The organism is Bacillus sp. FSL W8-0848 (assembly GCF_038007805.1).
Taxonomy (GTDB): Bacteria; Bacillota; Bacilli; order Bacillales; family Bacillaceae; genus Bacillus; species Bacillus glycinifermentans.
The window spans coordinates 760,457-781,497 of sequence record NZ_JBBOYB010000001.1 but is presented as its reverse complement, the minus strand read 5'-3'; the positions used below and the strand labels follow the sequence as shown (position 1 = coordinate 781,497).

The 21,041-nt window shown below is 49.3% G+C and carries 19 protein-coding genes and 2 riboswitches; all 19 genes read right to left on the bottom strand.

Going from position 1 to position 21,041, the window contains the following annotated elements; translation table 11 throughout:
- Window positions 1-10: 10 nt before the first annotated feature.
- The 19 genes from purH to NSQ39_RS04025 all read right to left on the bottom strand — a co-directional run bounded on the left by purH (window position 11) and on the right by NSQ39_RS04025 (window position 21,036).
- On the bottom strand, window positions 11-1,549 hold the full coding sequence (gene purH / locus NSQ39_RS04115) for a bifunctional phosphoribosylaminoimidazolecarboxamide formyltransferase/IMP cyclohydrolase (RefSeq protein ID WP_046130439.1): 1,539 nt from the start codon (window positions 1,547-1,549) through the stop codon (window positions 11-13).
- Window positions 1,546-2,133, bottom strand: a complete 588-nt coding sequence (purN, locus tag NSQ39_RS04110) for a phosphoribosylglycinamide formyltransferase (protein ID WP_175075873.1) — start codon at window positions 2,131-2,133, stop codon at window positions 1,546-1,548. Before purN ends, purH begins: the two co-directional genes overlap by 4 nt.
- Window positions 2,130-3,170, bottom strand: coding sequence for a phosphoribosylformylglycinamidine cyclo-ligase (gene purM, locus NSQ39_RS04105; RefSeq protein ID WP_046130441.1), 1,041 nt, complete (start codon window positions 3,168-3,170; stop codon window positions 2,130-2,132). Before purM ends, purN begins: the two co-directional genes overlap by 4 nt.
- Window positions 3,171-3,293: 123 nt before the next feature.
- The gene (purF, locus tag NSQ39_RS04100) at window positions 3,294-4,724 is read right to left on the bottom strand and encodes an amidophosphoribosyltransferase (protein WP_046130442.1); all 1,431 of its coding nucleotides are present in this window, start codon (window positions 4,722-4,724) and stop codon (window positions 3,294-3,296) included.
- Window positions 4,700-6,928 carry a phosphoribosylformylglycinamidine synthase subunit PurL gene (gene purL / locus NSQ39_RS04095; RefSeq protein WP_175075872.1) on the bottom strand — a complete coding sequence of 743 codons (2,229 nt, stop codon included), beginning with the start codon at window positions 6,926-6,928 and terminating at the stop codon, window positions 4,700-4,702. Before purL ends, purF begins: the two co-directional genes overlap by 25 nt.
- Window positions 6,912-7,595, bottom strand: a complete 684-nt coding sequence (purQ, locus tag NSQ39_RS04090; RefSeq protein ID WP_175075871.1) for a phosphoribosylformylglycinamidine synthase subunit PurQ — start codon at window positions 7,593-7,595, stop codon at window positions 6,912-6,914. Before purQ ends, purL begins: the two co-directional genes overlap by 17 nt.
- Window positions 7,592-7,846 carry a phosphoribosylformylglycinamidine synthase subunit PurS gene (gene purS, locus NSQ39_RS04085; RefSeq protein WP_046130445.1) on the bottom strand — a complete coding sequence of 85 codons (255 nt, stop codon included), beginning with the start codon at window positions 7,844-7,846 and terminating at the stop codon, window positions 7,592-7,594. Before purS ends, purQ begins: the two co-directional genes overlap by 4 nt.
- A 1-nt stretch (window position 7,847) precedes the next feature.
- On the bottom strand, window positions 7,848-8,564 hold the full coding sequence (purC, locus tag NSQ39_RS04080) for a phosphoribosylaminoimidazolesuccinocarboxamide synthase (protein WP_046130446.1): 717 nt from the start codon (window positions 8,562-8,564) through the stop codon (window positions 7,848-7,850).
- Between the two features lie 75 nt (window positions 8,565-8,639).
- Window positions 8,640-9,935, bottom strand: a complete 1,296-nt coding sequence (gene purB, locus NSQ39_RS04075) for an adenylosuccinate lyase (protein WP_046130447.1) — start codon at window positions 9,933-9,935, stop codon at window positions 8,640-8,642.
- Entirely contained in the window at window positions 9,932-11,074 is a 1,143-nt protein-coding gene (gene purK, locus NSQ39_RS04070; protein ID WP_175075870.1) for a 5-(carboxyamino)imidazole ribonucleotide synthase, read from the bottom strand. Before purK ends, purB begins: the two co-directional genes overlap by 4 nt.
- Window positions 11,067-11,555 (bottom strand): 5-(carboxyamino)imidazole ribonucleotide mutase, encoded by a 489-nt coding sequence (gene purE / locus NSQ39_RS04065; protein ID WP_046130449.1) that lies wholly within the window; start codon window positions 11,553-11,555, stop codon window positions 11,067-11,069. The genes purK and purE overlap by 8 nt, the downstream gene beginning before the upstream one ends.
- A 134-nt stretch (window positions 11,556-11,689) precedes the next feature.
- A riboswitch (purine riboswitch) is annotated at window positions 11,690-11,791 on the bottom strand.
- A gap of 78 nt (window positions 11,792-11,869) precedes the next feature.
- Window positions 11,870-12,067, bottom strand: coding sequence for an NETI motif-containing protein (locus NSQ39_RS04060; RefSeq protein ID WP_046130450.1), 198 nt, complete (start codon window positions 12,065-12,067; stop codon window positions 11,870-11,872).
- Window positions 12,067-12,588: a DUF2179 domain-containing protein gene (locus tag NSQ39_RS04055; protein WP_099047095.1), complete on the bottom strand. Its 522-nt coding sequence runs from the start codon at window positions 12,586-12,588 to the stop codon at window positions 12,067-12,069. The genes NSQ39_RS04060 and NSQ39_RS04055 overlap by 1 nt, the downstream gene beginning before the upstream one ends.
- 252 nt (window positions 12,589-12,840) lie before the next feature.
- On the bottom strand, window positions 12,841-13,011 hold the full coding sequence (locus NSQ39_RS04050; protein WP_164918136.1) for a hypothetical protein: 171 nt from the start codon (window positions 13,009-13,011) through the stop codon (window positions 12,841-12,843).
- A gap of 121 nt (window positions 13,012-13,132) precedes the next feature.
- A complete protein-coding gene (locus NSQ39_RS04045; protein ID WP_046130452.1) occupies window positions 13,133-13,906 on the bottom strand; it encodes a hypothetical protein in 774 nt (257 codons plus the stop codon).
- 221 nt (window positions 13,907-14,127) lie between these two features.
- Window positions 14,128-15,453: an NCS2 family permease gene (locus NSQ39_RS04040; protein ID WP_046130453.1), complete on the bottom strand. Its 1,326-nt coding sequence runs from the start codon at window positions 15,451-15,453 to the stop codon at window positions 14,128-14,130.
- Between the two features lie 127 nt (window positions 15,454-15,580).
- Window positions 15,581-15,682: riboswitch (purine riboswitch) on the bottom strand.
- 188 nt (window positions 15,683-15,870) lie between these two features.
- A complete protein-coding gene (gene guaA, locus NSQ39_RS04035) occupies window positions 15,871-17,412 on the bottom strand; it encodes a glutamine-hydrolyzing GMP synthase (protein WP_046130455.1) in 1,542 nt (513 codons plus the stop codon).
- 188 nt (window positions 17,413-17,600) lie between these two features.
- On the bottom strand, window positions 17,601-19,823 hold the full coding sequence (locus NSQ39_RS04030) for a DUF4129 domain-containing transglutaminase family protein (protein WP_373688016.1): 2,223 nt from the start codon (window positions 19,821-19,823) through the stop codon (window positions 17,601-17,603).
- 1 nt (window position 19,824) lies between these two features.
- Window positions 19,825-21,036: a DUF58 domain-containing protein gene (locus tag NSQ39_RS04025; protein ID WP_175075868.1), complete on the bottom strand. Its 1,212-nt coding sequence runs from the start codon at window positions 21,034-21,036 to the stop codon at window positions 19,825-19,827.
- Window positions 21,037-21,041 lie beyond the last annotated feature (5 nt).

The following is a 21,041-nucleotide window of genomic DNA, read 5'->3' as shown; positions in this document are numbered from 1 at the left end:
GGTCACTCCCTTAATGTTTGAAATGGCGGATTCCGGTGAACACCATCGCGATGCCGTATTCATCCGCTTTTTTAATCGAATCTTCATCACGAACTGAGCCGCCCGGCTGAATGATCGCCGTCACACCGGCTTTAGCCGCTTCTTCGACTGTATCAGGCATCGGGAAGAAGGCATCTGATCCGAGCGCGCTTCCTTTCGCTTTCCCGCCGGCTTGCTCAATTGCGATTTTCGCGGAGCCGACACGGTTCATTTGCCCGGCGCCGACGCCGATCGTCATATCGTCTTTTGCCAGGACAATCGCATTCGATTTGACGTGCTTCACGACTTTCCAAGCGAGTTTCAGGTCTGCCCATTCCTGTTCGGTCGGCTCCCTTTTCGTAGGTATCGTAATGTCAGCGTCGTCAAAGCCGTGCATATCCAGATCCTGAATCAAAAGCCCGCCTTGAACAGATGTCAGCTGCTTTTCGTTTTTCACAGGCTGATTGACATCAAGCGTCAAGAGACGAAGGTTTTTCTTGGATGTTAAAATATCAAGCGCTTCTTGGCTGAATGCCGGTGCGATAATGATTTCCAAAAAGATCTGGTGAAGAGCTTCGGCAGTCGCTTTGTCAACTTCACGGTTGAGCGCGATGATGCCGCCGAAAATCGACGTTTCGTCAGCGGCGTATGCTTTGTTAAACGCCTCTTCGATCGTGTTGCCCGTCCCGACGCCGCAAGGGTTCATGTGCTTGACGGCAACCGCAGCCGGCTCTGTGAACTCGCGGACGATTTGAAGTGCCGCATCCGCGTCTTTGATGTTGTTGTAGGAGAGCTCTTTTCCGTGCAGCTGTTCAGCTGAAGCGATTGACCCTTTGACAGGGAGCGCGCTTTGATAAAAGACTGCTTCCTGATGCGGATTTTCGCCGTAGCGGAGCGATTGTTTTTTCTCAAACGTGACGGTGAACTGTTCAGGCTCTTTTTCACCGGTTACGTTTGTTAAGTAGTCAGCGATCAACGCGTCATAAGCTGCCGTGTGGCGGAATACTTTTGCCGCAAGGCCGCGTTTTTTCTCAAGGGATACCCCGCCAGCTTCTTTGATTTCGTTCAGCACCGGCTCGTAGTCTTGAGGGTCGACGATGACGACGACATCCTGATGGTTTTTCGCGGCGGCGCGAAGCATGCCCGGTCCGCCGATATCGATGTTTTCAATCGCTTCTTCGTATGTGACGCCTTCCTTTGAAATCGTTTCTTTAAACGGATAAAGGTTGACAACGACAAGGTCGATCGGCTGGATACCCTGCTCATTCAGCTGCGCCATGTGTTTTTCGTTGCCGCGTACGGCAAGAAGCCCGCCGTGAATATTCGGATGAAGGGTTTTCAGACGGCCGTCCATGATTTCGGGAAAGCCTGTCACTTCAGAAATGCCGATGACGTCAACTCCGTTTTCCTGAAGAAGTTTGCTTGTGCCGCCTGTTGAAATCACTTCAACGCCAAGCTCTGTCAATTCTTTTACAAAAGGGACAATGTTCGTTTTATCAGATACGCTGATTAATGCGCGTTTGATCGTCATTCCTTCTCACCTCTGCCATTTAGTTCAAGAAGCTCTTTGATTACTTCGGGATAAAGCTCATGCTCCAATTTGTGTATCTTTTCTTCGAGAGACGCGAGTGTTTCGTTTTTTTCAAGCTCAACGGCGCGCTGGGCGATAATCGGACCGGTATCCATGCCTTCGTCAACATAGTGAACCGTGATGCCTGCCACTTTCACGCCTGCTCTGTACGCTTGTCCGATCGCGTCGATGCCGGGGAACGCCGGCAGGAGCGACGGATGGATGTTGATGATTTTATTCCGGTAAGCCGAAAGAAGCGTATCGCCGATCAGCCTCATATACCCCGCCAGGACAATCCATTCCGCTTCGTGGAGGCGGAGCTGTTCAACGATCACCTGTTCAAAAGCCGCTTTATTTTCGAATGATTTCGGCTGGAATGCAAACGACGGGATTCCGGCTCTTTCCGCCCTATCAAGCACTTTCGCATCGGGCTTGTCACAGACGACAAGGACGATTTCGGCATCCCAGTTCTCTTCTCTCATTCTTCTCTCGATCGCTTCAAAATTCGTTCCGCTTCCAGATGCAAATACCGCGAATTTTCTCATGAAAGACCGGCACCGCCAAACACAACGCCGCTTCCGGCTTTCACTCTGCCGATAAGATAGGCTTTTTCACCTTTGTTTTCGAGCGTTTGAATCACGTCTGTCATATCCTTTTCTTTTACCGCAAGGACAAAGCCGATTCCCATATTGAAAACATTGAACATTTCCTCGGATTTGAGGCCGCCTTTCTCCTGAATGAACGGAAAGATAGGAGGGACGGGCCATGAGCCGATGTCGATTTCAACTCCAAGGCCATCAGGCATCATGCGCGGCAGGTTTTCGATAAAGCCGCCGCCGGTCACGTGCGCCATGCCGGCGATTTTGCCTGATTTCACCGCTTCAAGGACAGGTTTGACATAAATTTTCGTCGGCTCTAAAAGCTCTTCGCCAAGAGGCCGTTCAAAAGGTGTATACGTCTCATCAAGATTCAGACCGGCATCTTCAAGAAGAACTTTCCGAACGAGAGAGAAGCCGTTGCTGTGAAGTCCGCTTGAAGAAAGTCCGATTAAGAGATGTCCTTCGCCGATGTTTTCGCCCGTGACGATGCCATCTTTTTCAGCAGCTCCGACCGAGAACCCGGCAATATCGTATTCATTCTCTGTATAAAGACCAGGCATTTCCGCCGTTTCTCCGCCGACAAGCGCTGATCCCGACTGTACGCAGCCTTCAGCGACGCCTTTTACAATCTCTTCAATTTTGACGGGATCGGCTTTTCCGACCGCAAGGTAATCGAGGAAGAAAAGCGGCTCCGCTCCTTGAGCGAGCACATCATTGACACACATAGCGACGGCATCGATACCGATCGTGTCATGCTTGTCCATCGCAAAAGCGAGCTTTAGCTTTGTGCCGACACCGTCCGTTCCCGAAATCAGAACCGGCTGTTTGTACGGCAGTTCGGACAGGTCAAACATGCCGCCAAACCCGCCAAGACCGCCCATTGCGCCGATTCGCTTCGTTCTTTCCACATGTTTTTTCATCCGTTTTACGGCTTCATATCCGGCTTCAATATCAACCCCGGCGTTTTTATAGCTTTCAGACAACACAATCACTCCTTATTCCGCGCTTGTCCATTCGTGATATTCAAAATCAAAAGAGCAGCCGCATCGCTTCTGCTGCCCTTTATTCATTTCAGCAGGCCAGGCGCTTCAAGCGCGCCGGCTGGTTTATTTTGTTAAAACGGCTTCTTTCACGTGAGGAAGAACAGTATCTTGATAAATCTCGGTCGGGTATTTTCCTGTAAAGCAGGCCATGCACTGGCCGCGGTTTTCGCCTTCATACTGTCTTCCGATCCCGGAAAGGAGCCCTTCAATGCTCAAGAATGACAATGTATCGGCGCCGATTTCCTGACGGATTTCTTCCACTGAATGAGAGGAAGCGATCAGTTCTTCGTGCGTCGATGTGTCAATTCCGTAAAAGCACGGATGGGCAATAGGCGGAGAACTGATTCTGACGTGCACTTCCGTCGCTCCGGCTTCGCGCAGCATCGTCACAATCCTGCGGCTCGTCGTGCCTCTTACAATGGAATCGTCCACCATGACGACGCGCTTGCCTTCAACGACTCCGCGGACGGCTGACAGCTTCATCCTGACGCCTTGCTCCCTGAGCGACTGCGACGGCTGAATGAACGTTCTGCCGACATAGCGGTTTTTGATCAATCCGAGTTCGTAAGGAATTCCCGTCGCTTCGGCATAGCCGATCGCCGCTGAAATGCTTGAGTCCGGAACGCCTGTCACCACATCTGCTTCAATGCCTGATTCCTCGGCGAGCTTTTTGCCGAGATTCTTTCTCGCGCTGTGGACGTTAATGCCGTTAATATTGCTGTCAGGTCTTGAGAAATAAATGTACTCCATGCTGCAGATCGAGCGGTTGATGTTGATGGAGAACCGCTCTGAGTTCATGCCTTCATCATTGATGATCAGCATCTCGCCCGGTTCTACATCGCGCAAATATGTCGCGCCGACCACATCAAACGCACATGTTTCAGAAGCGACAACATACGCGTCGCCGAGCATTGCGACAGATAGCGGTCTCAGTCCGTTCGGGTCAAGCGCCACGATCATTTCCTTTTCCGTCATGATCAGGAAAGCATAAGCGCCTTTCAGCATGGAAAGAGCATTTTTGATCTGATCTTTCAACTCGAAATGGCCGCTTCGCTTAATTAAATGTGCGAGCACTTCCGTATCAGAAGACGTTTGAAAAATGCTGCCCTGGTTTTCAAGCTGCTGTTTCAGCTGGGTTGCGTTCACCAAGTTTCCGTTGTGCGCAAGCGCCAGGCTGCCGTTGTTTTGCGAATGGAAAAGGAACGGCTGGACGTTTTCGAAGCCGCCGCCGCCAGCCGTAGCATAGCGGACGTGGCCGATCGCCCCTTTTCCTTTCACTTTTTCGAGCTCGCCGTTTTGGAAAACTTCCGTAATCAGCCCCTGGCCTTTGTGGGCGGACATGTGTTGGCCGTCTGTCGCCACGATGCCGGCGCCTTCCTGCCCCCTGTGCTGCAGGCTGTGGAGGCCGTAATACGTAATTTGCGGTGCTTCTTCATGCCCCCAAATCCCAAATACGCCGCATTCTTCGTTTAAGCCTTTGATTTCAGCAAGCATGGGATAGCTCCTTTCCATGCGCTTTTCAGCTCTTCTGTCTGCGCATGAATCCATTGTTTTCCTTCCTCGCTTTGAACCGTAAGCATGTTGTCCGATGTTACTTCACCGATAAGGTTGGCGTCTTTGACAAGCTTTTCGAACGCTTCCCGATCCTCTTTTTTCACAGAAACGATAAACCGTGATTGTGTTTCGCTGAATAATAATGCCGGTTCGCCCGGAAGCGTCACATTGGCGCCAAGTCCTTCAGCAGACATTGCACTTTCTGCCAGCGCAACACCGAGACCGCCTTCTGACACATCGTGCGCCGATTGGACCAAACCGGAGCGGATCGCTTGAAGAAGGGCTTTTTGCCTTGACTCTTCGACTTCAAGATCGATCGCCGGCGCTTTTCCGTAGATTTTTCCTTCTGTCAGCTTTTGCAGCTCGCTGCCCGCAAATTCAGGAAGCGTCTCTCCGATCACATAGATCAAATCCCCCGCTGCTTTAAATTGCTGCGTCGTAATGTGTTTCGTATCTTCGATCAGCCCGACCATACCGATGACAGGCGTCGGATAGATCGCGTTTCCGTTCGATTCGTTGTAAAGGGATACGTTTCCGCCGATAACCGGGGTGCCCAGTACGCTGCATGCCTCGCTGATGCCGTCGGCCGCCTTTTCAATCTGCCAGAAAATCTCCGGCTTTTCCGGATTTCCGAAGTTCAGGTTATCGGTGACCGCAAGCGGCTCTGCACCGGAGCAAATGATGTTGCGCGCAGCCTCGGCAACGGCGATTTTTCCGCCGATTTCCGGATCGAGGTACAAATAGCGGGCATTGCAGTCGGTCGTCATCGCGAGCGCTTTTTTCGTACCGCGGATTCTGAGAACCCCCGCATCTGAGCCCGGCGCAACTACCGTATTCGTCCGCACCATGTAGTCGTATTGGTCATAGACCCATTCCTTGCTGGCGATCGTCGGCTGCTGCAATAGACTAAGAAGCGTTTCTTTCGCATCATCCACCTTTGGTGCAGGGACGTCTGCTTCAAGGAATTCTTTGTAATACGCCGGAACCTTAGACGGCTTGTGGTAAACAGGCGCATCTTCCGCAAGGGCATCGACCGGAAGCTCGGCGACGATTTCGCCTTTATGGAACAGGCGCAGCATTTTGTCATCTGTTACGCGTCCGACGGCAACCGCTTCAAGATCGTATTTGTCAAAAATATCGATGATTTCCTGTTCGCGGCCGCGCTCGATGACTAAAAGCATCCGCTCCTGAGACTCTGAAAGCATCATTTCGTAAGGCGTCATTCCCGTTTCCCGCTGAGGGATCAAGTCAAGGTTCATTTCAATTCCGGAGCCGGCTTTTGAAGCCATCTCCGCGCTCGAACTGGTCAAACCGGCCGCGCCCATATCCTGAATGCCGACAAGGGCATCGGATTTGATCACTTCAAGACACGCTTCAAGCAGAAGCTTCTCCATGAAAGGATCGCCGACTTGAACCGCTGAACGCTTTTCTTCTGAAGCATCAGACATTTCCTCTGATGCGAACGTTGCGCCGTGGATGCCGTCGCGCCCCGTTTTCGCGCCGACGTACATGACGGTGTTGCCGACGCCTTTCGCCTGCCCTTTTTTAATATCTTCATGGTTGATCAGCCCGACGCACATTGCATTGACGAGAGGGTTGCCTTCATAGCAGCTGTCAAACTGCACTTCGCCGCCGACGGTCGGGATTCCGATGCAGTTGCCGTATCCGGCAATGCCTGCGACTACTTCTTCAAACAAGTACTTCACGCGCGGTGAAGTGAGTTCGCCGAACCGAAGAGAGTTTAAGACTGCGATCGGCCGCGCACCCATCGAAAAGACATCGCGGATGATGCCGCCTACGCCTGTTGCAGCTCCTTGATACGGTTCAATCGCCGACGGGTGGTTGTGCGATTCGATTTTGAACACGACCGCCTGATTGTCGCCGATGTCGACGATCCCCGCGCCTTCCCCGGGACCTTGAAGGACGCGGTCGCCTTTCGTCGGGAACTTCCGCAGGATCGGCTTCGAATTTTTGTAGCTGCAATGCTCTGACCACATCACCGAAAAAATCCCGATTTCCGTATAGTTTGGAAGCCTTCCGAGAATCGATTCGATCATGGCGAACTCGTCATCGCTGACGCCCATTTGCTGATAAAGTTTCTCTTCCTTAATTTGTTCTTTACTTGGTTCAAGCAGTAGCGACATGAGTTTCCCTCCAATTTTTCACGATGGACTGAAATAGTTTGAGACCGTCGGCGCTTCCGAGCATAGTGTCGACCGCGCGCTCAGGGTGAGGCATCATGCCCAGTACATTGCCTTTTGCATTCACGACGCCTGCAATGTCGGCGACGCTTCCGTTGATGTTGGTTCCATATGTGAACGCAATCTGGTTGTTTTCTTTCAGCCTGGCAAGCGTGTCTTCGTCACAATAGAAGTTTCCTTCACCGTGGGCAACCGGAATCGTAATCGATTCGCCTGCAGCATAAGAAGACGTGAACATGGTTTCATTGTTTTTGACGATCAGTTCGACAGGGCGGCAGATAAATTTCAAGTCTTTGTTGCGTCTCATCACGCCCGGCAATAATCCGAGCTCCTGCAAGATTTGAAATCCGTTGCAGACGCCGAGTACAGGCTTTCCTTCTTCGGCTGCTTTTTTGACGGCCGGCATGATGTTTGCAAAGCGGGCGATCGCGCCGCACCTTAAGTAATCACCGTACGAAAAGCCCCCTGGAATCAAAACGCCGTCATACTCCTCAAGACTTGTGTCCGTGTGCCAGACGTATTCCGCTTCTTCGCCGAGTTCGTCTTTGATGGCGTGGAACATGTCGATATCGCAGTTAGAGCCCGGTAACACAATCACCGCAAATTTCACTGTGCGACAACCTCCTCGACTTCGTATCTGTAATCTTCAATCACCGTATTTGCCAGAAGCTTTTCGCACATTTCTTTGACCAAAACGTCAAGGTCGCGGTCTGATTTTTCGATTGTAAGCTCCATGTATTTGCCGATGCGGACTTCCTGAACTTCTTTGTAAGACATGCTGTGCAAAGCATGCTGGACAGCGCTCCCCTGAGGATCTAGGACACTTTCTTTCAAGCTGACATAAACTTTCACTTTGTACATTTTACATGCCTCCAAGTCTTTTGAATATTTCTTCGTACGCATCAGTCAATCCGCCTAAATTCCGTCTGAACACGTCTTTGTCAAGTTTTTCATTCGTTTCTTTATCCCACAGACGGCACGTATCCGGCGAGATTTCATCGGCGAGCAGCACGCAGCCGTTTGCATCAAGCCCGAACTCAAGCTTGAAATCTATCAATCTGACACCGATCGCCGCGAAAATCTGCTGCAGCTCTTCGTTGACCTGTCTTGTGATCGATTTGATGGTTTCCACCTGATCGGGTTCAGCCGCTTGCAAAATCCAAATATGGTCTTCTGTGATCAGCGGGTCGCCGAGCGAGTCGTCTTTATAGTAAAACTCGATGAGCGGATGTCCCAGCTCAGTGCCTTCAGGAATGCCGAGCCGTTTGGACATGCTCCCCGCAACGACATTGCGGACGACGACTTCAAGCGGGATGATGTTCACTTTTTTGATAAGCTGTTCGGTTTCAGAAACCCTCTTCACGAAGTGATTTCCAATCCCTTTCTCATGAAGCCTCGTGAAAATCATGCTCGAAATTTCATTATTTAAGCGGCCTTTTCCGTCGATTTCGGCCTTTTTTTCTCCGTTAAAAGCCGTTGCAGAATCCTTGTACTCGACAAACAAAATATCGTCATCATTCGTAAGAAAAATCTTTTTCGCTTTTCCTTCGTATAAAAGTTCATTTTTCACAATATTCACAGAAGGCCTCCTAACCCGAATGTTGGAAATATTCCATCTCTTATTCTCCCGCCTGAATAAGGCGGGAGGTTCATGTTATGCCAAACCTAAGCGCTCAAAGATGAAGTCGACGTTTTTCAAATGATAATTGTAGTCGAAACAGTCGGCGATTTGTTCAGAGGTGAGTCGCGACGTAATGTTTTCCTCGGCTTCGACAAGCTGGCGGAACGGCACCTGCTTCTCCCATGCCTCCATCGCTTTCGGCTGTACTGTGTCATACGCTTCTTCGCGTGTCATGCCGCTGTCGATCAGAGCAAGCAGGACGCGCTGTGAATAGATCAGTCCGAGCGTGCGGTCCATGTTGCGCTTCATGTTTTCAGGGAACACGGTCAGGTTCTTCACGATGTTGCCGAAGCGGTTCAGCATGTAGTTCAGCGCAATCGTCGCATCAGGCAGAATGATGCGTTCCGCCGAAGAATGGGAAATATCGCGTTCGTGCCAAAGCGGTACATTTTCGTAAGCCGTCAGCATGTAGCCGCGGATGACGCGCGCCATTCCCGTCATGTTTTCAGAGCCGATCGGATTCCGCTTATGCGGCATCGCTGATGAGCCTTTCTGTCCTTTTGCGAAAAATTCTTCAACCTCGCGCGTTTCGCTTTTTTGCAGACCGCGGATTTCAACGGCAAATTTTTCGATGCTCGTTGCGATCAGGGCAATTGCCGCCATATAATCGGCGTGTCTGTCGCGCTGCAGCGTCTGTGTGGAAATCGGCGCCGGTTTTAAGCCGAGCTTTTCGCATACGTACTTCTCGACGAAAGGATCGATGTTTGCGTATGTTCCTACAGCACCGGAAATTTTTCCGACTTCGATGCCTTCCTTCGCCTGTTTGAAGCGCTCCAGGTTGCGCTTCATTTCTTCGTACCAAAGGGCAAGCTTTAAGCCGAATGTCGTCGGCTCTGCATGCACGCCGTGTGTGCGTCCCATCATGACCGTATATTTATGCTCTTTTGCTTTTTCTTTTAGGATGTCAATAAATCTCTCAAGGTCCTTGAGCAGGATGTCGTTGGCCTGCTTTAATAGGTAGGAAAGAGCGGTATCGACAACGTCCGTTGACGTCAGACCGTAGTGAACCCATTTTCTTTCTTCGCCGAGCGTTTCGGACACGGCGCGGGTAAAGGCGACGACATCGTGGCGCGTGTCTTTCTCGATTTCTAAAATTCGGTCGATATCAAATGACGCGTTTTGGCGCAAAACCTTGACGTCTTCTTTAGGAATGACGCCAAGCTCCGCCCATGCTTCACATGCCAAAATTTCGACTTCAAGCCATGCCTGAAACCTGTTTTCATCCGTCCAAATCGCGGCCATTTCCGGTCTTGAATAACGTTCGATCATTGTTCTCTTCCTCCATCTCTTTCAGTCCACTTTTCAGTCATCTGCTGAATCCAATGCTGATCAGGTTTTCTCATAAATGTAATATGCCCCATTTTGCGGCCGGGTTTTACTTCATGTTTTCCGTAAATATAAAGCTTCGCTTCTTTCAGCAGCCCAGGCTCTTCCTGAACCATGTACACTTCATCGCCGAGAAGATTCACCATCATTCCTTCTTTGAGAAGGTCTGTTTTGCCGAGCGGCAATCCGCAGACGGCGCGGATATGCTGTTCAAACTGGCTTGTTTCGCAAAGATCAAGCGTGTAATGGCCCGAGTTATGAGGGCGCGGCGCAAGTTCATTGACGAGCAGCCCGCCGTCTTCCGTAAGAAATAGCTCAACAGCCAGCGTTCCGACGAGCTGAAGCTTTTCGGCGAGCCGGACGGCGAGGTCAGCCGCTTTTTCCTGAATCGCCTCATCGGCTCTTGCCGGAACAATGCTTTGAAACAAAATGTTGTGTTTATGAATATTTTCAGCAGCCGGGAACACTGCGGTTTCACCGTTCACCGATCTCGTCACGATGACGGACAGCTCCATTTTAAAATGCACCCAGCTTTCCAAAATGCACGTTCCATGCTCTAGGAGCGCTGCTGCTTCTCCGATTTGGGCTTTTTCCTTGATCACATACTGCCCTTTTCCGTCGTATCCGCCGCGGCACGTCTTCAGCACCGCCGGAAGCCCGAGCTCTGACGCAGCCGCTTCAAGCTCTGTGCGGTCATGAATGATTCTGTACAGCGCAACCCTGCAGCCGGCTGATTCGATCGCTTTTTTCTCCGTCTCCCTGTTTTGGGTCAACAGCAAAAGCTCGCTTCCCTGCGGCAGGTAAGCATTCTCTTTTAGCCAGTTAAAGGCGTGATAGTCGATGTTTTCAAATTCATAGGTGATGACATCGCTCGCTTCCGCCAGCTTTTCGATCGCTTCTTGATCATTGTAGGCCGCTGTGATTTCAAGGTCCGCCACCTGTCCGCACGGCGAGGAAGGAACGGGATCAACGACCGCTATGCGATAGCCCATTTGCTTTGCGGCGACAGCCATCATTTTGCCGAGCTGGCCGCCTCCGATGATACCGATTGTCGCACCGGGAAAAATCGTTTGTTTATCCAAGCTGATCACTGCTTTCCAACACGGTTTGTCTGATCGTTTCCCTTCGTTCGCTCAAAACGCGGGCTATTTTTTCATCAAACGCGGAAAGGATTTGCGCCGCCAGCAGTCCCGCATTGACGGCTCCCGCTTTTCCGATCGCCACGGTAGCCACCGGAACGCCGCCAGGCATTTGGACGATTGATAAAAGCGAGTCAAGTCCGTTCAGCGCTTTTGACTGCACCGGAACGCCGATGACGGGCAGCGTCGTTTTGGACGCGACCATTCCCGGCAGATGGGCAGCGCCCCCCGCTCCGGCAATGATCACTTTCAAGCCCCTTTCCCGCGCCGTTTCGGCATAATCAAACATGAGATCAGGCGTCCGATGAGCGGAAACAACCTTTTTCTCAAATGGAATCTTTAATTCTTCTAGTATGCCGCAAGCATGCTTCATCGTTTCCCAATCTGATGTGCTTCCCATAATAACACCTGCAAGAGGCTGCATTTGATTGTCCCACCTTTAGCTGTAATTCATCGCAAACAAAAAGCCCGGCTTTGTATTGCATGTTAGGAAGCAACACAAACCGGGCATGGCGCGTTAATCGTCAGTCGTCCGCTTCTCGCGATTTCCATGTCAGTTTATTGTCCACTTTCCTGCATAGTCCGATGATTTACGGTCATCGGGTAGAGACTTATGGGCCATATTCCCAAGATTATATGAGGTCGTGTTTTCATGTCATGTTTATCTTAACAACGGACTTCCATAATGTCAACGACATTATCGAACAATACTATTTTTTATTGTTTTAATGTTCGGTTTTAGGTCAATTTCCCTTCAAATATAATTTTCCTTCCGCACGGAACAACCTGAATCGTTCCATTTTCCTCCGTTTCTTTAAACACAGGCTCCTCCATCCGGCGCACCGGCGTATATCCTTCTTCCTGCATGCGGCTCAACACGGCGTCGATCGTTTCGCCTTCAGCCACTTCAAAGCGTTTTTTCTTCGGCTTTGTCATTACTCTTTAATTCTCCTTTTCTTAACGGCTTTCACCCAGAAGCCGCCGTGGATCGTTTTCGGTTCGTAGGAAACGATAAAGGCTTTTGAGTCAATCGATTTGATCGTCTCGTACAATTGCAGTTCATACCTTCTCGGCGTCAAAATCTGCATCGCCGTTCTGTCGCCTTCAAGTCCGCCGACGACCCAGTGGGTGACGCCGTACCCTTTTTCGCGGAGCTGTTTCGGAAGGTCCAAATCAAGCTCCTTCGTAATCGCGTTTACCATAATATATCCGAGTGCAAGCTTTTCTTCGATTTTCGTCCCTACGATAATTCCGATTCCAAATCCAATCGCATAGGCGATCACGTTTTGGATTTGATTTAAATTATCTAAAACCAGCCCAAGTCCGACGACGTAGACCAGCATTTCGATCGTACCGATAAAAGCGGCCAAATACCGCTGACCTTTCAATGTCAGTATCATTCGAAGGGTTAAAAATGTTACATATATAATATTGATAACCAGAATAATGCCAACCATACTCACAGCGTGGATAAATGCCGTGTGAAGCAACTCCAATCCCTCCTTTAGATGCAGAAGCAATCATATTCTACTAGAGAAATTCCGCATATACAATCCTGTAATGTCCTTGCTTCACCGCAAAATTTTTCGACAATCTGACATCGCGTTCCAATTATGATCAGTTTACCCTTTTTAGAGAAGTTTCAAAGCTTGTGAAACAACAAAAAAAAGGCGTTTTGCAAAACGCCCTGGCCTGTGCCGTTATCATGCTTACGGCCGCTTTTTTGTATGATGTTCCGTTACTGAACGATGCACCTTTTCAAGATCAGTCAGCGTATATGCCGATAAATCGTTTGTATTGTCTATCCGTCCTGACTTCACGATCTGTCTGATGAGCCATTTCTTTTTTTCATAAATGGCTTTGCGGAGAAAATTGGCCATTGATTACTCCCCCCGATCCGAACTGACATGTGTTTTTATATTATACTTATTATTCTTATGAGTCAACTCGGATTTTATGATCAAAAAAGCCGGTTCTACATGTGAACCGGCTAAAGGCCCGTTACACCGGAACGAGCGAAGACAGCAAATAGCCGACCATGAACTTCCATGTCGCTCCGGCATATACCAATTCGGCCAACAGGACGGCAAAGACGAAATACATTAAATCCGCCCGCGCCCTGCCGCTTTTTTCATAAATGGACTGAATCATGATAAACGTTCCGAATACCATTCCCAAAAACATCAGGATCGACAGGATCACCGTCATCGTCGTGATGTTTAAAATCGCACAAACCATCCACAGAGCGGCAGGGATGATAAAAGGAACCAACAGCGAGCCGTACTTGGCCGCAGTTTCGGCAAAAGACAGCTTATTCTTCAGCCAAAACCTCGACGCCGCCCAAATCGCCGCGATGTTCCAGAACATAAAGATCATGCAGTAAAGGAAAACGACGAGAAACACTTCCATGAATGAGACCGACACGCCAAATCCAAGCACCCTGCCGCGGCCGGACAATAGCTGATAAAAGTTTCCGAGCGAAAAGAAAACGGCTAACAGCGTCATCGAAATAACGGAATACTTAAAATAAGACCGGTCGTTTTCTTCGGCCGCCTGTACAGGGGACTTTAACACATCGAGCATAAAGCTGAAATAACGGACTAAAGCGGCATTTACGCTTCGCAAAACCGTTTTGACTTTCTTCTGCGGTGTTCCGTCTGTTTCCTTTGCCGCCCTCGCGTTGCGCGAGCTTCTGGACATTCTCGATGCCGGCTGATCTATCTCAGGTTCATGATCTTCATCACGACTTTTTTCTTTATATTGTTCATCAATCATATAAGCAACTCCTATTCTTTGCCCAAAGCTAACGCTACTGATTTCTTTTATAAATTACCTAAGCCTTGCAAAACAGTCAAGCAAAACCACTATTTTAAAACAGATTTGGCGGTCATTATATATAACGCTGAACGAACGCGAAAAGTTTTGCACGGTTCGCCTAATTTCGAGATATACACAAAAAAGCCGATAACCCGCAAGAGTTATCGGCCGCGAAAAGCTTAATGATTCAAGAAAATAAAGTAAAGAATAAAGATCACAAACAAACAGTACATAATCGGATGTACTTCTTTCGCTTTTCCTTTAAAAATCATAGTGATCGGATAAAAGATAAAGCCGATCGCAATCCCGGTCGCGATGCTGTACGTCAGTGGCATGCAGATCATCGTTAAAAACGCGGGAACGGCGATTTCAAACTTGGTCCAGTCGATTTTGCCGAGAGGAGCGACCATCAAAACGCCGACAACGATCAATGCAGGAGCCGTCACATTTGATGTCACGACGGTAAGCAGCGGAGAGAAAAACATCGCAAACAAAAACAGAATTCCTGTTACGACAGCCGCAAAACCGGATCTTGCGCCTGCGGCAACACCCGCGCTTGATTCAACATAAGAAGTCGTCGTTGATGTTCCGAGGACGGCGCCGACAACGATGGAAGACGAATCGGCAAACAGCGCCCTGCCGGCTCTCGGCAGTTTGTTTTCCTTCATTAATCCCGCCTGCGTCGCCACTGCTACCAGCGTACCGGCGGTGTCAAAAAATCCGACAAACAAAAACGTTAAAATGACGATCAGCATATTCAAAGAAAAAATATCGTGCAAATGAATGATGGCTTGTCCAAACGTCGGTTCAAGGCTTGGAATTTTGTCGACAATCTTTGTCGGCGCATCGATCAAGCCGGTCAATATACCGGCCACGGCCGTGATCAGCATTCCGAAGAAGACGGCTCCGTTCACCCGGAGCACCATCAAAATGACGGTGACGATTATTCCGAAGATCGTCAGCAGCACAGGACCGCTGTGGATGTTTCCGAGAGACACGAGCGTGCTCGGATTCGCCACGATAATTTTCGAACCTTGAAGACCGACAAATGTAATGAAAAGGCCGATGCCGGCGCCGACTGCCAGTTTAAGCTCCGGCGGAATGGCATTGATGATTTTTTCCCTCAAGCCTGTTAATGATAGACCGACAAAAATAAGTCCTGAAATGAATACGCCCGATAAAGCCGTCTGCCAGGAAATCCCCATGTTCAAGACGACGGTGAAAGCAAAAAACGCATTCAGTCCCATTCCGGGAGCAATGGCAATCGGATATTTCGCGATGAGGCCCATCAAAATACAGCCGACGGCAGAAGCGATCGCAGTCGCTGTAAAGACTGAACCTTGATCTATTCTTAAATCTTTCGGAAAATCAGTGACTGAAGCGAGAGAAAGGGTAAGCGGGTTGACAAACAGAATGTAAGCCATTGACAAAAAGGTTGTCAGTCCGCCGATGATTTCTCTCCGATAATTTGTATCCAATTCGTCAAACTGAAAGAAACGCTTCAAAATGGTAACTCCTCTCGATTTTCTGTCGTTTTTATTGTTTCATAAACCTTTGCTTTTAAACAAAAAACGCCCCAATGATATGGGACGCTTGACTACGGCATATTTCATACTGAATGTTTTAAAAAATCAAATCAATATATACCAGCGTAGTCAAGCTATTTACGGTAGCTTGGTAGAAACTTATGGGCCATATTCCCATGATTATACGACAAGTTCTTTTTCAATTACTATGCTATTGTAACAATATCTTACCGTAAACACAATACAAAAAAGCGAACATTATGCAAAATAACGTCCCGCTATGTTCGTTTACTGTATGTTCCAATTCGGCCTCCGCGTTCTCCGGAAAGCTATCGAAATAAAACATTATCCCAACAATAAAAAGCCCCAAATCCGTTAAGATCCGGGGCATCTTTATTATTCCCATTCAATTGTGGCAGGCGGCTTAGAGGTAATATCGTACACCACTCTGTTGATGTGCTTCACTTCGTTGACGATCCGCGTCGAAATCTTTTCGAGGACATCCCACGGGATTCTTGCCCAGTCTGATGTCATGCCGTCGATAGAAGTGACGGCGCGAATGCCGATTGTGTAATCATATGTTCTCGCGTCTCCCATGACTCCGACGCTGCGGATATCAGGAAGGACGGTGAAGTATTGCCAAATGTCGCGGTCAAGGCCGGCTTTGGCGATTTCTTCGCGCAGGATCGCGTCTGATTCACGGACGATCTCCAGCTTTTCTTCCGTTACTTCTCCTAACACGCGAATTCCAAGGCCCGGGCCGGGGAACGGCTGGCGCCAAACGATCTCATCAGGAATGCCGAGCTCTGTGCCGAGCGCGCGAACTTCGTCTTTAAACAGCGTATTCAGCGGTTCGATCAGCTCAAACTGCATGTCTTCCGGCAGTCCGCCGACATTGTGGTGAGACTTGATCGTCTGCGCAGTCGCCGTTCCGCTCTCGATAATGTCGGTGTAAAGCGTTCCTTGTGCAAGGAAATCGATTCCTTTCAGCTTGTCCGCTTCATCGTCAAACACGTAGATAAACTCATTGCCGATGATTTTCCGTTTTTGTTCAGGATCTGAAACACCTTTCAGCTTGTTGAGGAAGCGGTCTTTTGCATCGACTTTGATGACGTTCATGTTAAAGCCTTCGCTGAACGTCTTCATGACGCCTTCTGCTTCACCTTTGCGGAGCAGGCCGTGATCGACGAAAATACATGTCAGCTGATCGCCGATCGCTTTATGGATCAGCACTGCGACGACAGAGGAATCGACCCCGCCGCTAAGCGCGCATAACACTTGTTTGTCGCCGACTGTTTCACGGATTTTTTGCATTTCGATTTCGATGAAGTTCTCCATTGACCATTCTCCGGCACACTCGCAAACCTCGAAAACGAAGTTTTTCAGCAGATCGTTTCCGTATTCGGAGTGGCGGACTTCCGGGTGGAACTGAACGCCGTACCATTTTTTGTCTTTTTTGCTCATCGCGGAATTCGGGCAATGATGGCTCGTCGCATCAACGGTGAAGCCTTCCGGAACTTCAACAACTAAATCACCATGACTCATCCAGACGACCTGTTCTTTCGGAAGATCTTTAAACAGATCAGGCTCGCCTTTAATGTGAATGTCCGCTTTTCCGTACTCACGCTGACTTGCCGCTTCCACTCTGCCGCCGAGGTAATGGGTCATCAGCTGCATGCCATAGCAAATTCCAAGAACCGGGATGTCCAGGTCAAAGATCTTTTCGTCACAGCGGAAAGATGCTTCGTCATATACGCTGTTCGGACCCCCGGACAAAATAATTCCCTTCGGATTCATTTCCCTGATTTCCTCCGCCGTCAAAGTGTGCGGATGCAGCTCGCTGTATACACCAAACTCACGTATGCGCCGAGTGATCAGCTGGTTGTACTGACTTCCAAAATCCAATACAAGAATCATTTCATTTACTAACTTCGTCATGGTGTCACCTCTTTATCAAATTGTCTTTTGCACAGAAAAAATGGCGGCAGACATACAGCAGTCCTGCCCCCATTCGCGGGACTAAGGCCCGGCTTTGTTTAAACGGCAGACGCCGGGCCTGCCAGCAAGAATATATAAGGGTTTTTAATATTCACTTATTCTAACAATAGGAAAGATAGCGGTCAAGACTATCTCCTTTTAATTAAATTTTCCCATAACTCAACTGATTCATGCCAAAGCTCCCTCGCATTTTCTTTCCGATAGAGAGCCCGTTCATACATCAGCGTCAACCGGGTCATGTCATCGGTTTTGTAACGTTCATCAACCTTTTCCGCAAATTCGCGGAGCGTCTGGCCCGCTTCTTTTTTCATGCCTTTTCGCTTCAGCTGGCGGAGCAGTTCGTCATAAGCCTTGAAGAAAACGGCGTCATCCCGCCGTTTTTTCAGCCTGAAAGCAATGACCAGCGGCAGCCATTTGGCACGGGTAAAGTAAAATGACGCCCCGGCGGCAACGATGATAAGCAGCACCGCTCCACCGCTGAGCGCACCTGCGGCGTCCCAGCGTTCCACATCTGCGCTTTGACGGTCTTGTTTTTCATCAAGCGCCTGCTTCTGATCGTTTCTTTGCTTCTCTTCGGCAGTCTCCTCCGGCCGATCTCCGTAATGATTCTGTTCTTTTTCGGCCGCTTCATGAGAAGCATCGCCAGGCTGACTGCTTGACTGCTCGACTAATTGCTCCGGATTGATAAAACCTTTTGTCGGTTCAAATGTCACCCATCCCTGCCCTTTAAAGTAGACTTCGACCCAGGAATGGGCATTGTTGTTTGTCACTTCATAAACGTTATGATTCCGGTCCTGCGACGTTCCGGCATACTGTCCCGATGTATAGCCCTTCACCCAGCGGGCCGGTACACCGGCAGACCGCAAGAGCACGATCATGGCCGTTGAAAAGTTGTCGCAATACCCGATTTTCGTCTCAAATAAAAATTGATCGACGTAATCCTGATGATTTTTCGGAACGGCAACATCTTTCGTCTCATACGAAAACTCGGAAGACCCGAGATAATCTTCAATCGCTTTCGCTTTGTCATACACGTTGTCATGATCTTTCGTCAAATCATGGGCGAGCCGTTTGACACGCTCAGGAAGGGAGTCAGGGAGCTGCAAGTATTTTTGATGGTCTTTGCTCCATTCTCCTTCAGTATCCATGCTGATGCGCTGAAGTTTTTTCACGTCAAAAACAGGAGATTGGTAGGTCACTGTATAGCTTCCAAGGTTTTTCACGTCGGCTCCCATCTTGCCGACCGGAACGATCCGCTCCGTTCGGCTGTTCATCGCGAGCGGCACAAAATTGTCCAATAAGATGTCCGTCGTCCCGATCGGGTAAAGGACATGGTGATAGCGGTAAGCCGGATTGATGTCGACCTTGACTTTCCACGTTTGCGTTTTTACGCCGTCTTCATACCATGCATAATGAAGCTTCGTATCATCAAGGTTGATCGATGTTCCCGCTTTCTCATCTTCAGTCCAGCCTTTGCCGGTGTAATAGCTTTTCGTTTCGACTCTGAAATAGCTTCTTTCATTGCCCTGCCACGAAAACACCCGTGTATCGTCCTGCGTAAACGGTCCGCCCAATGATTCATCATTCGTTCCATAGCCGACTTTGGTTTTTCCCCCTGAAGAAAAATCGCCGTTTGCCGCCGTTTTGAGGAACGGAACCGGATCAGGCCAGACCGGATCGGCCTTCGGCGCAGCTATTGCAATGGCCGCGGCGACAGCCGTCATCAGCACGAGAGGGGCAAACCATTTGGCAAATAACGATGGAGAAGCTTTGAACTTCTCGCTTTCCTTCATCCGCTCCAAAAACAGCATTCCGAGCAGGAGAAAGCCGAACACAACGATCCGGATGATCGCATGCGACGCGTCAAACGGCGTAAACGTATCGATCACCGTAATATAAACGACGGTCATGATGAAAAAGAAGAAAATTCTCCGCTGATAAATCACCCAATAGTGCAGAAGGTAGACGAGCAGCCAAAGCAGGACGAAAAAGAGCAGCGTCCGAAACAAAGGCGACATATCCCGCCACATCCCCGAAAAGATGTACGACAGATTTCGATTGACATCGCCTGCCAGCATTCCGAGCCAGGAAGGTTGAAGCAATGATCCCTCGTAAAATATCCAATGAAGGGCAAACAGAATGAAACCGAGGCTGACCGGAAACCTGATAAACCAGGGAACTTTAAAAAATGTCATCAGAAAAACGACAGCGATAAACACGATAAAAAAGAAGGTATGCCCCGTATCGGTAAAATACTGCAGGGGGCGGAGCCACTCCCAAAGCAGCAAAAAGGTTAAAACGTAAAAAATCAGCTGACTGATCCGGCCGTTTTGTTCTTTGGACATCATCATCTCACCTCGCTTTCAAAAAAACATGCGAAAAGCGCTCTCCGCTAATGACGCTGACTTCGATTCCGCGCGCTTTTACATGCTCAATCGCCGCATTCTCTTCCGGTGAGACAGCGCCGCCTTTTTCTTTGATGAGAAATACGGCCGGCGCCTTGTCTTTCGATGCGTTTCCCAACACGTGCGATAACGCCGCTGTCATGCGGCCTGTCACGATATATTTCGCCGTCTTCCTCATATCGGGCAGCTGAAGCTCGCTCTCCAGCAGCTTGTGAAACGGATGGGGGGAATCGCAATCTGCCAGCGCCAAATGATAAAAGAGCTTTCTTAAATGATCTTCTCCGCCGCGGATCGGAAACAAGGATCGATCTTTCCCAATCGAAACAAGCCCTGCATAGGCCCCGTTTTGAAGAGCCGCGCGCAGAACCGAAGCCGTAAAGACAACGATGTCTTCAAAAGCAGGAGAAGGGGTACGATCCATGAAAACGCACAAATTCCGGCCCTTCACCTGTTCAAACTCCTTTGTCATCAGCCGGTTCCGTCTCGCCGACGTCTTCCAGTCCACCCACGAAAAGCGGTCCCCCGGCTGATATTCCCTCACGCTTGAAGCCAAATGGCTGTTTTGCCTCTGAAAGTCTGCGGCATGTCCGGCTTTATCGTCAAAGCTTCCAGTATTGGCATCGTACGCGATCTTTTGATACGAAGGCAGAACGAGAAATGAGGTTTCAAGCCGCACATATATTTCCTTTTCCAGAAGCCCCAGGGGATCGCCTGTACGGATTCTGACCGTGTTCAGACGATGATCGCCCCTCGGAACGGACGGGATCGTATAAGCCATTTTGATTTCTTTTTGAAACCAGGGAAAAAGAAACCTCACCGCTCCCTGCGCATGGCCGTTTTTTAAAAGAGAACCGGGAAGGCAGTCTTCAACGATCATAAACATAAGCGGAAACGGAAATTTTCTCTTTATCGTAATCACGGCTTCAAGCTGATCGCCGGCTTTAAACTGTCCGCGGCTGAGCGTTCGTTCGGCCTCGATTTTCTTCAGCGGGTAAGTTGCAAACAAGACGGCGTACAAAACGAAGGGAAGAAAAACGTAAAACAAAAACCAGCTGACAAATCCCCCTTGAAACATCGCATAGCAGAACGTCGATATAAAAAGAAGAAATAAAATAAACAGCTTCCACCAAAACCTGATATGACCGATACGCTCTCTCATGATCT

Coding starts and splice junctions, on each gene's coding strand:
- purH (WP_046130439.1), bottom strand. CDS start 1,549: ATGACGATCAAACGCGCATTAATCAGCGTATCTGATAAAACGAACATT.
- purN (WP_175075873.1), bottom strand. CDS start 2,133: ATGAGAAAATTCGCGGTATTTGCATCTGGAAGCGGAACGAATTTTGAA.
- purF (WP_046130442.1), bottom strand. CDS start 4,724: ATGCTTGCTGAAATCAAAGGCTTAAACGAAGAATGCGGCGTATTTGGG.
- purL (WP_175075872.1), bottom strand. CDS start 6,928: ATGTCGCTACTGCTTGAACCAAGTAAAGAACAAATTAAGGAAGAGAAA.
- purS (WP_046130445.1), bottom strand. CDS start 7,846: ATGTACAAAGTGAAAGTTTATGTCAGCTTGAAAGAAAGTGTCCTAGAT.
- purB (WP_046130447.1), bottom strand. CDS start 9,935: ATGATCGAACGTTATTCAAGACCGGAAATGGCCGCGATTTGGACGGAT.
- purE (WP_046130449.1), bottom strand. CDS start 11,555: ATGCAGCCTCTTGCAGGTGTTATTATGGGAAGCACATCAGATTGGGAA.
- NSQ39_RS04060 (WP_046130450.1), bottom strand. CDS start 12,067: ATGACAAAGCCGAAGAAAAAACGCTTTGAAGTGGCTGAAGGCGAAACG.
- NSQ39_RS04055 (WP_099047095.1), bottom strand. CDS start 12,588: ATGGTTGGCATTATTCTGGTTATCAATATTATATATGTAACATTTTTA.
- NSQ39_RS04050 (WP_164918136.1), bottom strand. CDS start 13,011: ATGGCCAATTTTCTCCGCAAAGCCATTTATGAAAAAAAGAAATGGCTC.
- NSQ39_RS04045 (WP_046130452.1), bottom strand. CDS start 13,906: ATGATTGATGAACAATATAAAGAAAAAAGTCGTGATGAAGATCATGAA.
- guaA (WP_046130455.1), bottom strand. CDS start 17,412: ATGACGAAGTTAGTAAATGAAATGATTCTTGTATTGGATTTTGGAAGT.
- NSQ39_RS04030 (WP_373688016.1), bottom strand. CDS start 19,823: ATGATGATGTCCAAAGAACAAAACGGCCGGATCAGTCAGCTGATTTTT.
- NSQ39_RS04025 (WP_175075868.1), bottom strand. CDS start 21,036: ATGAGAGAGCGTATCGGTCATATCAGGTTTTGGTGGAAGCTGTTTATT.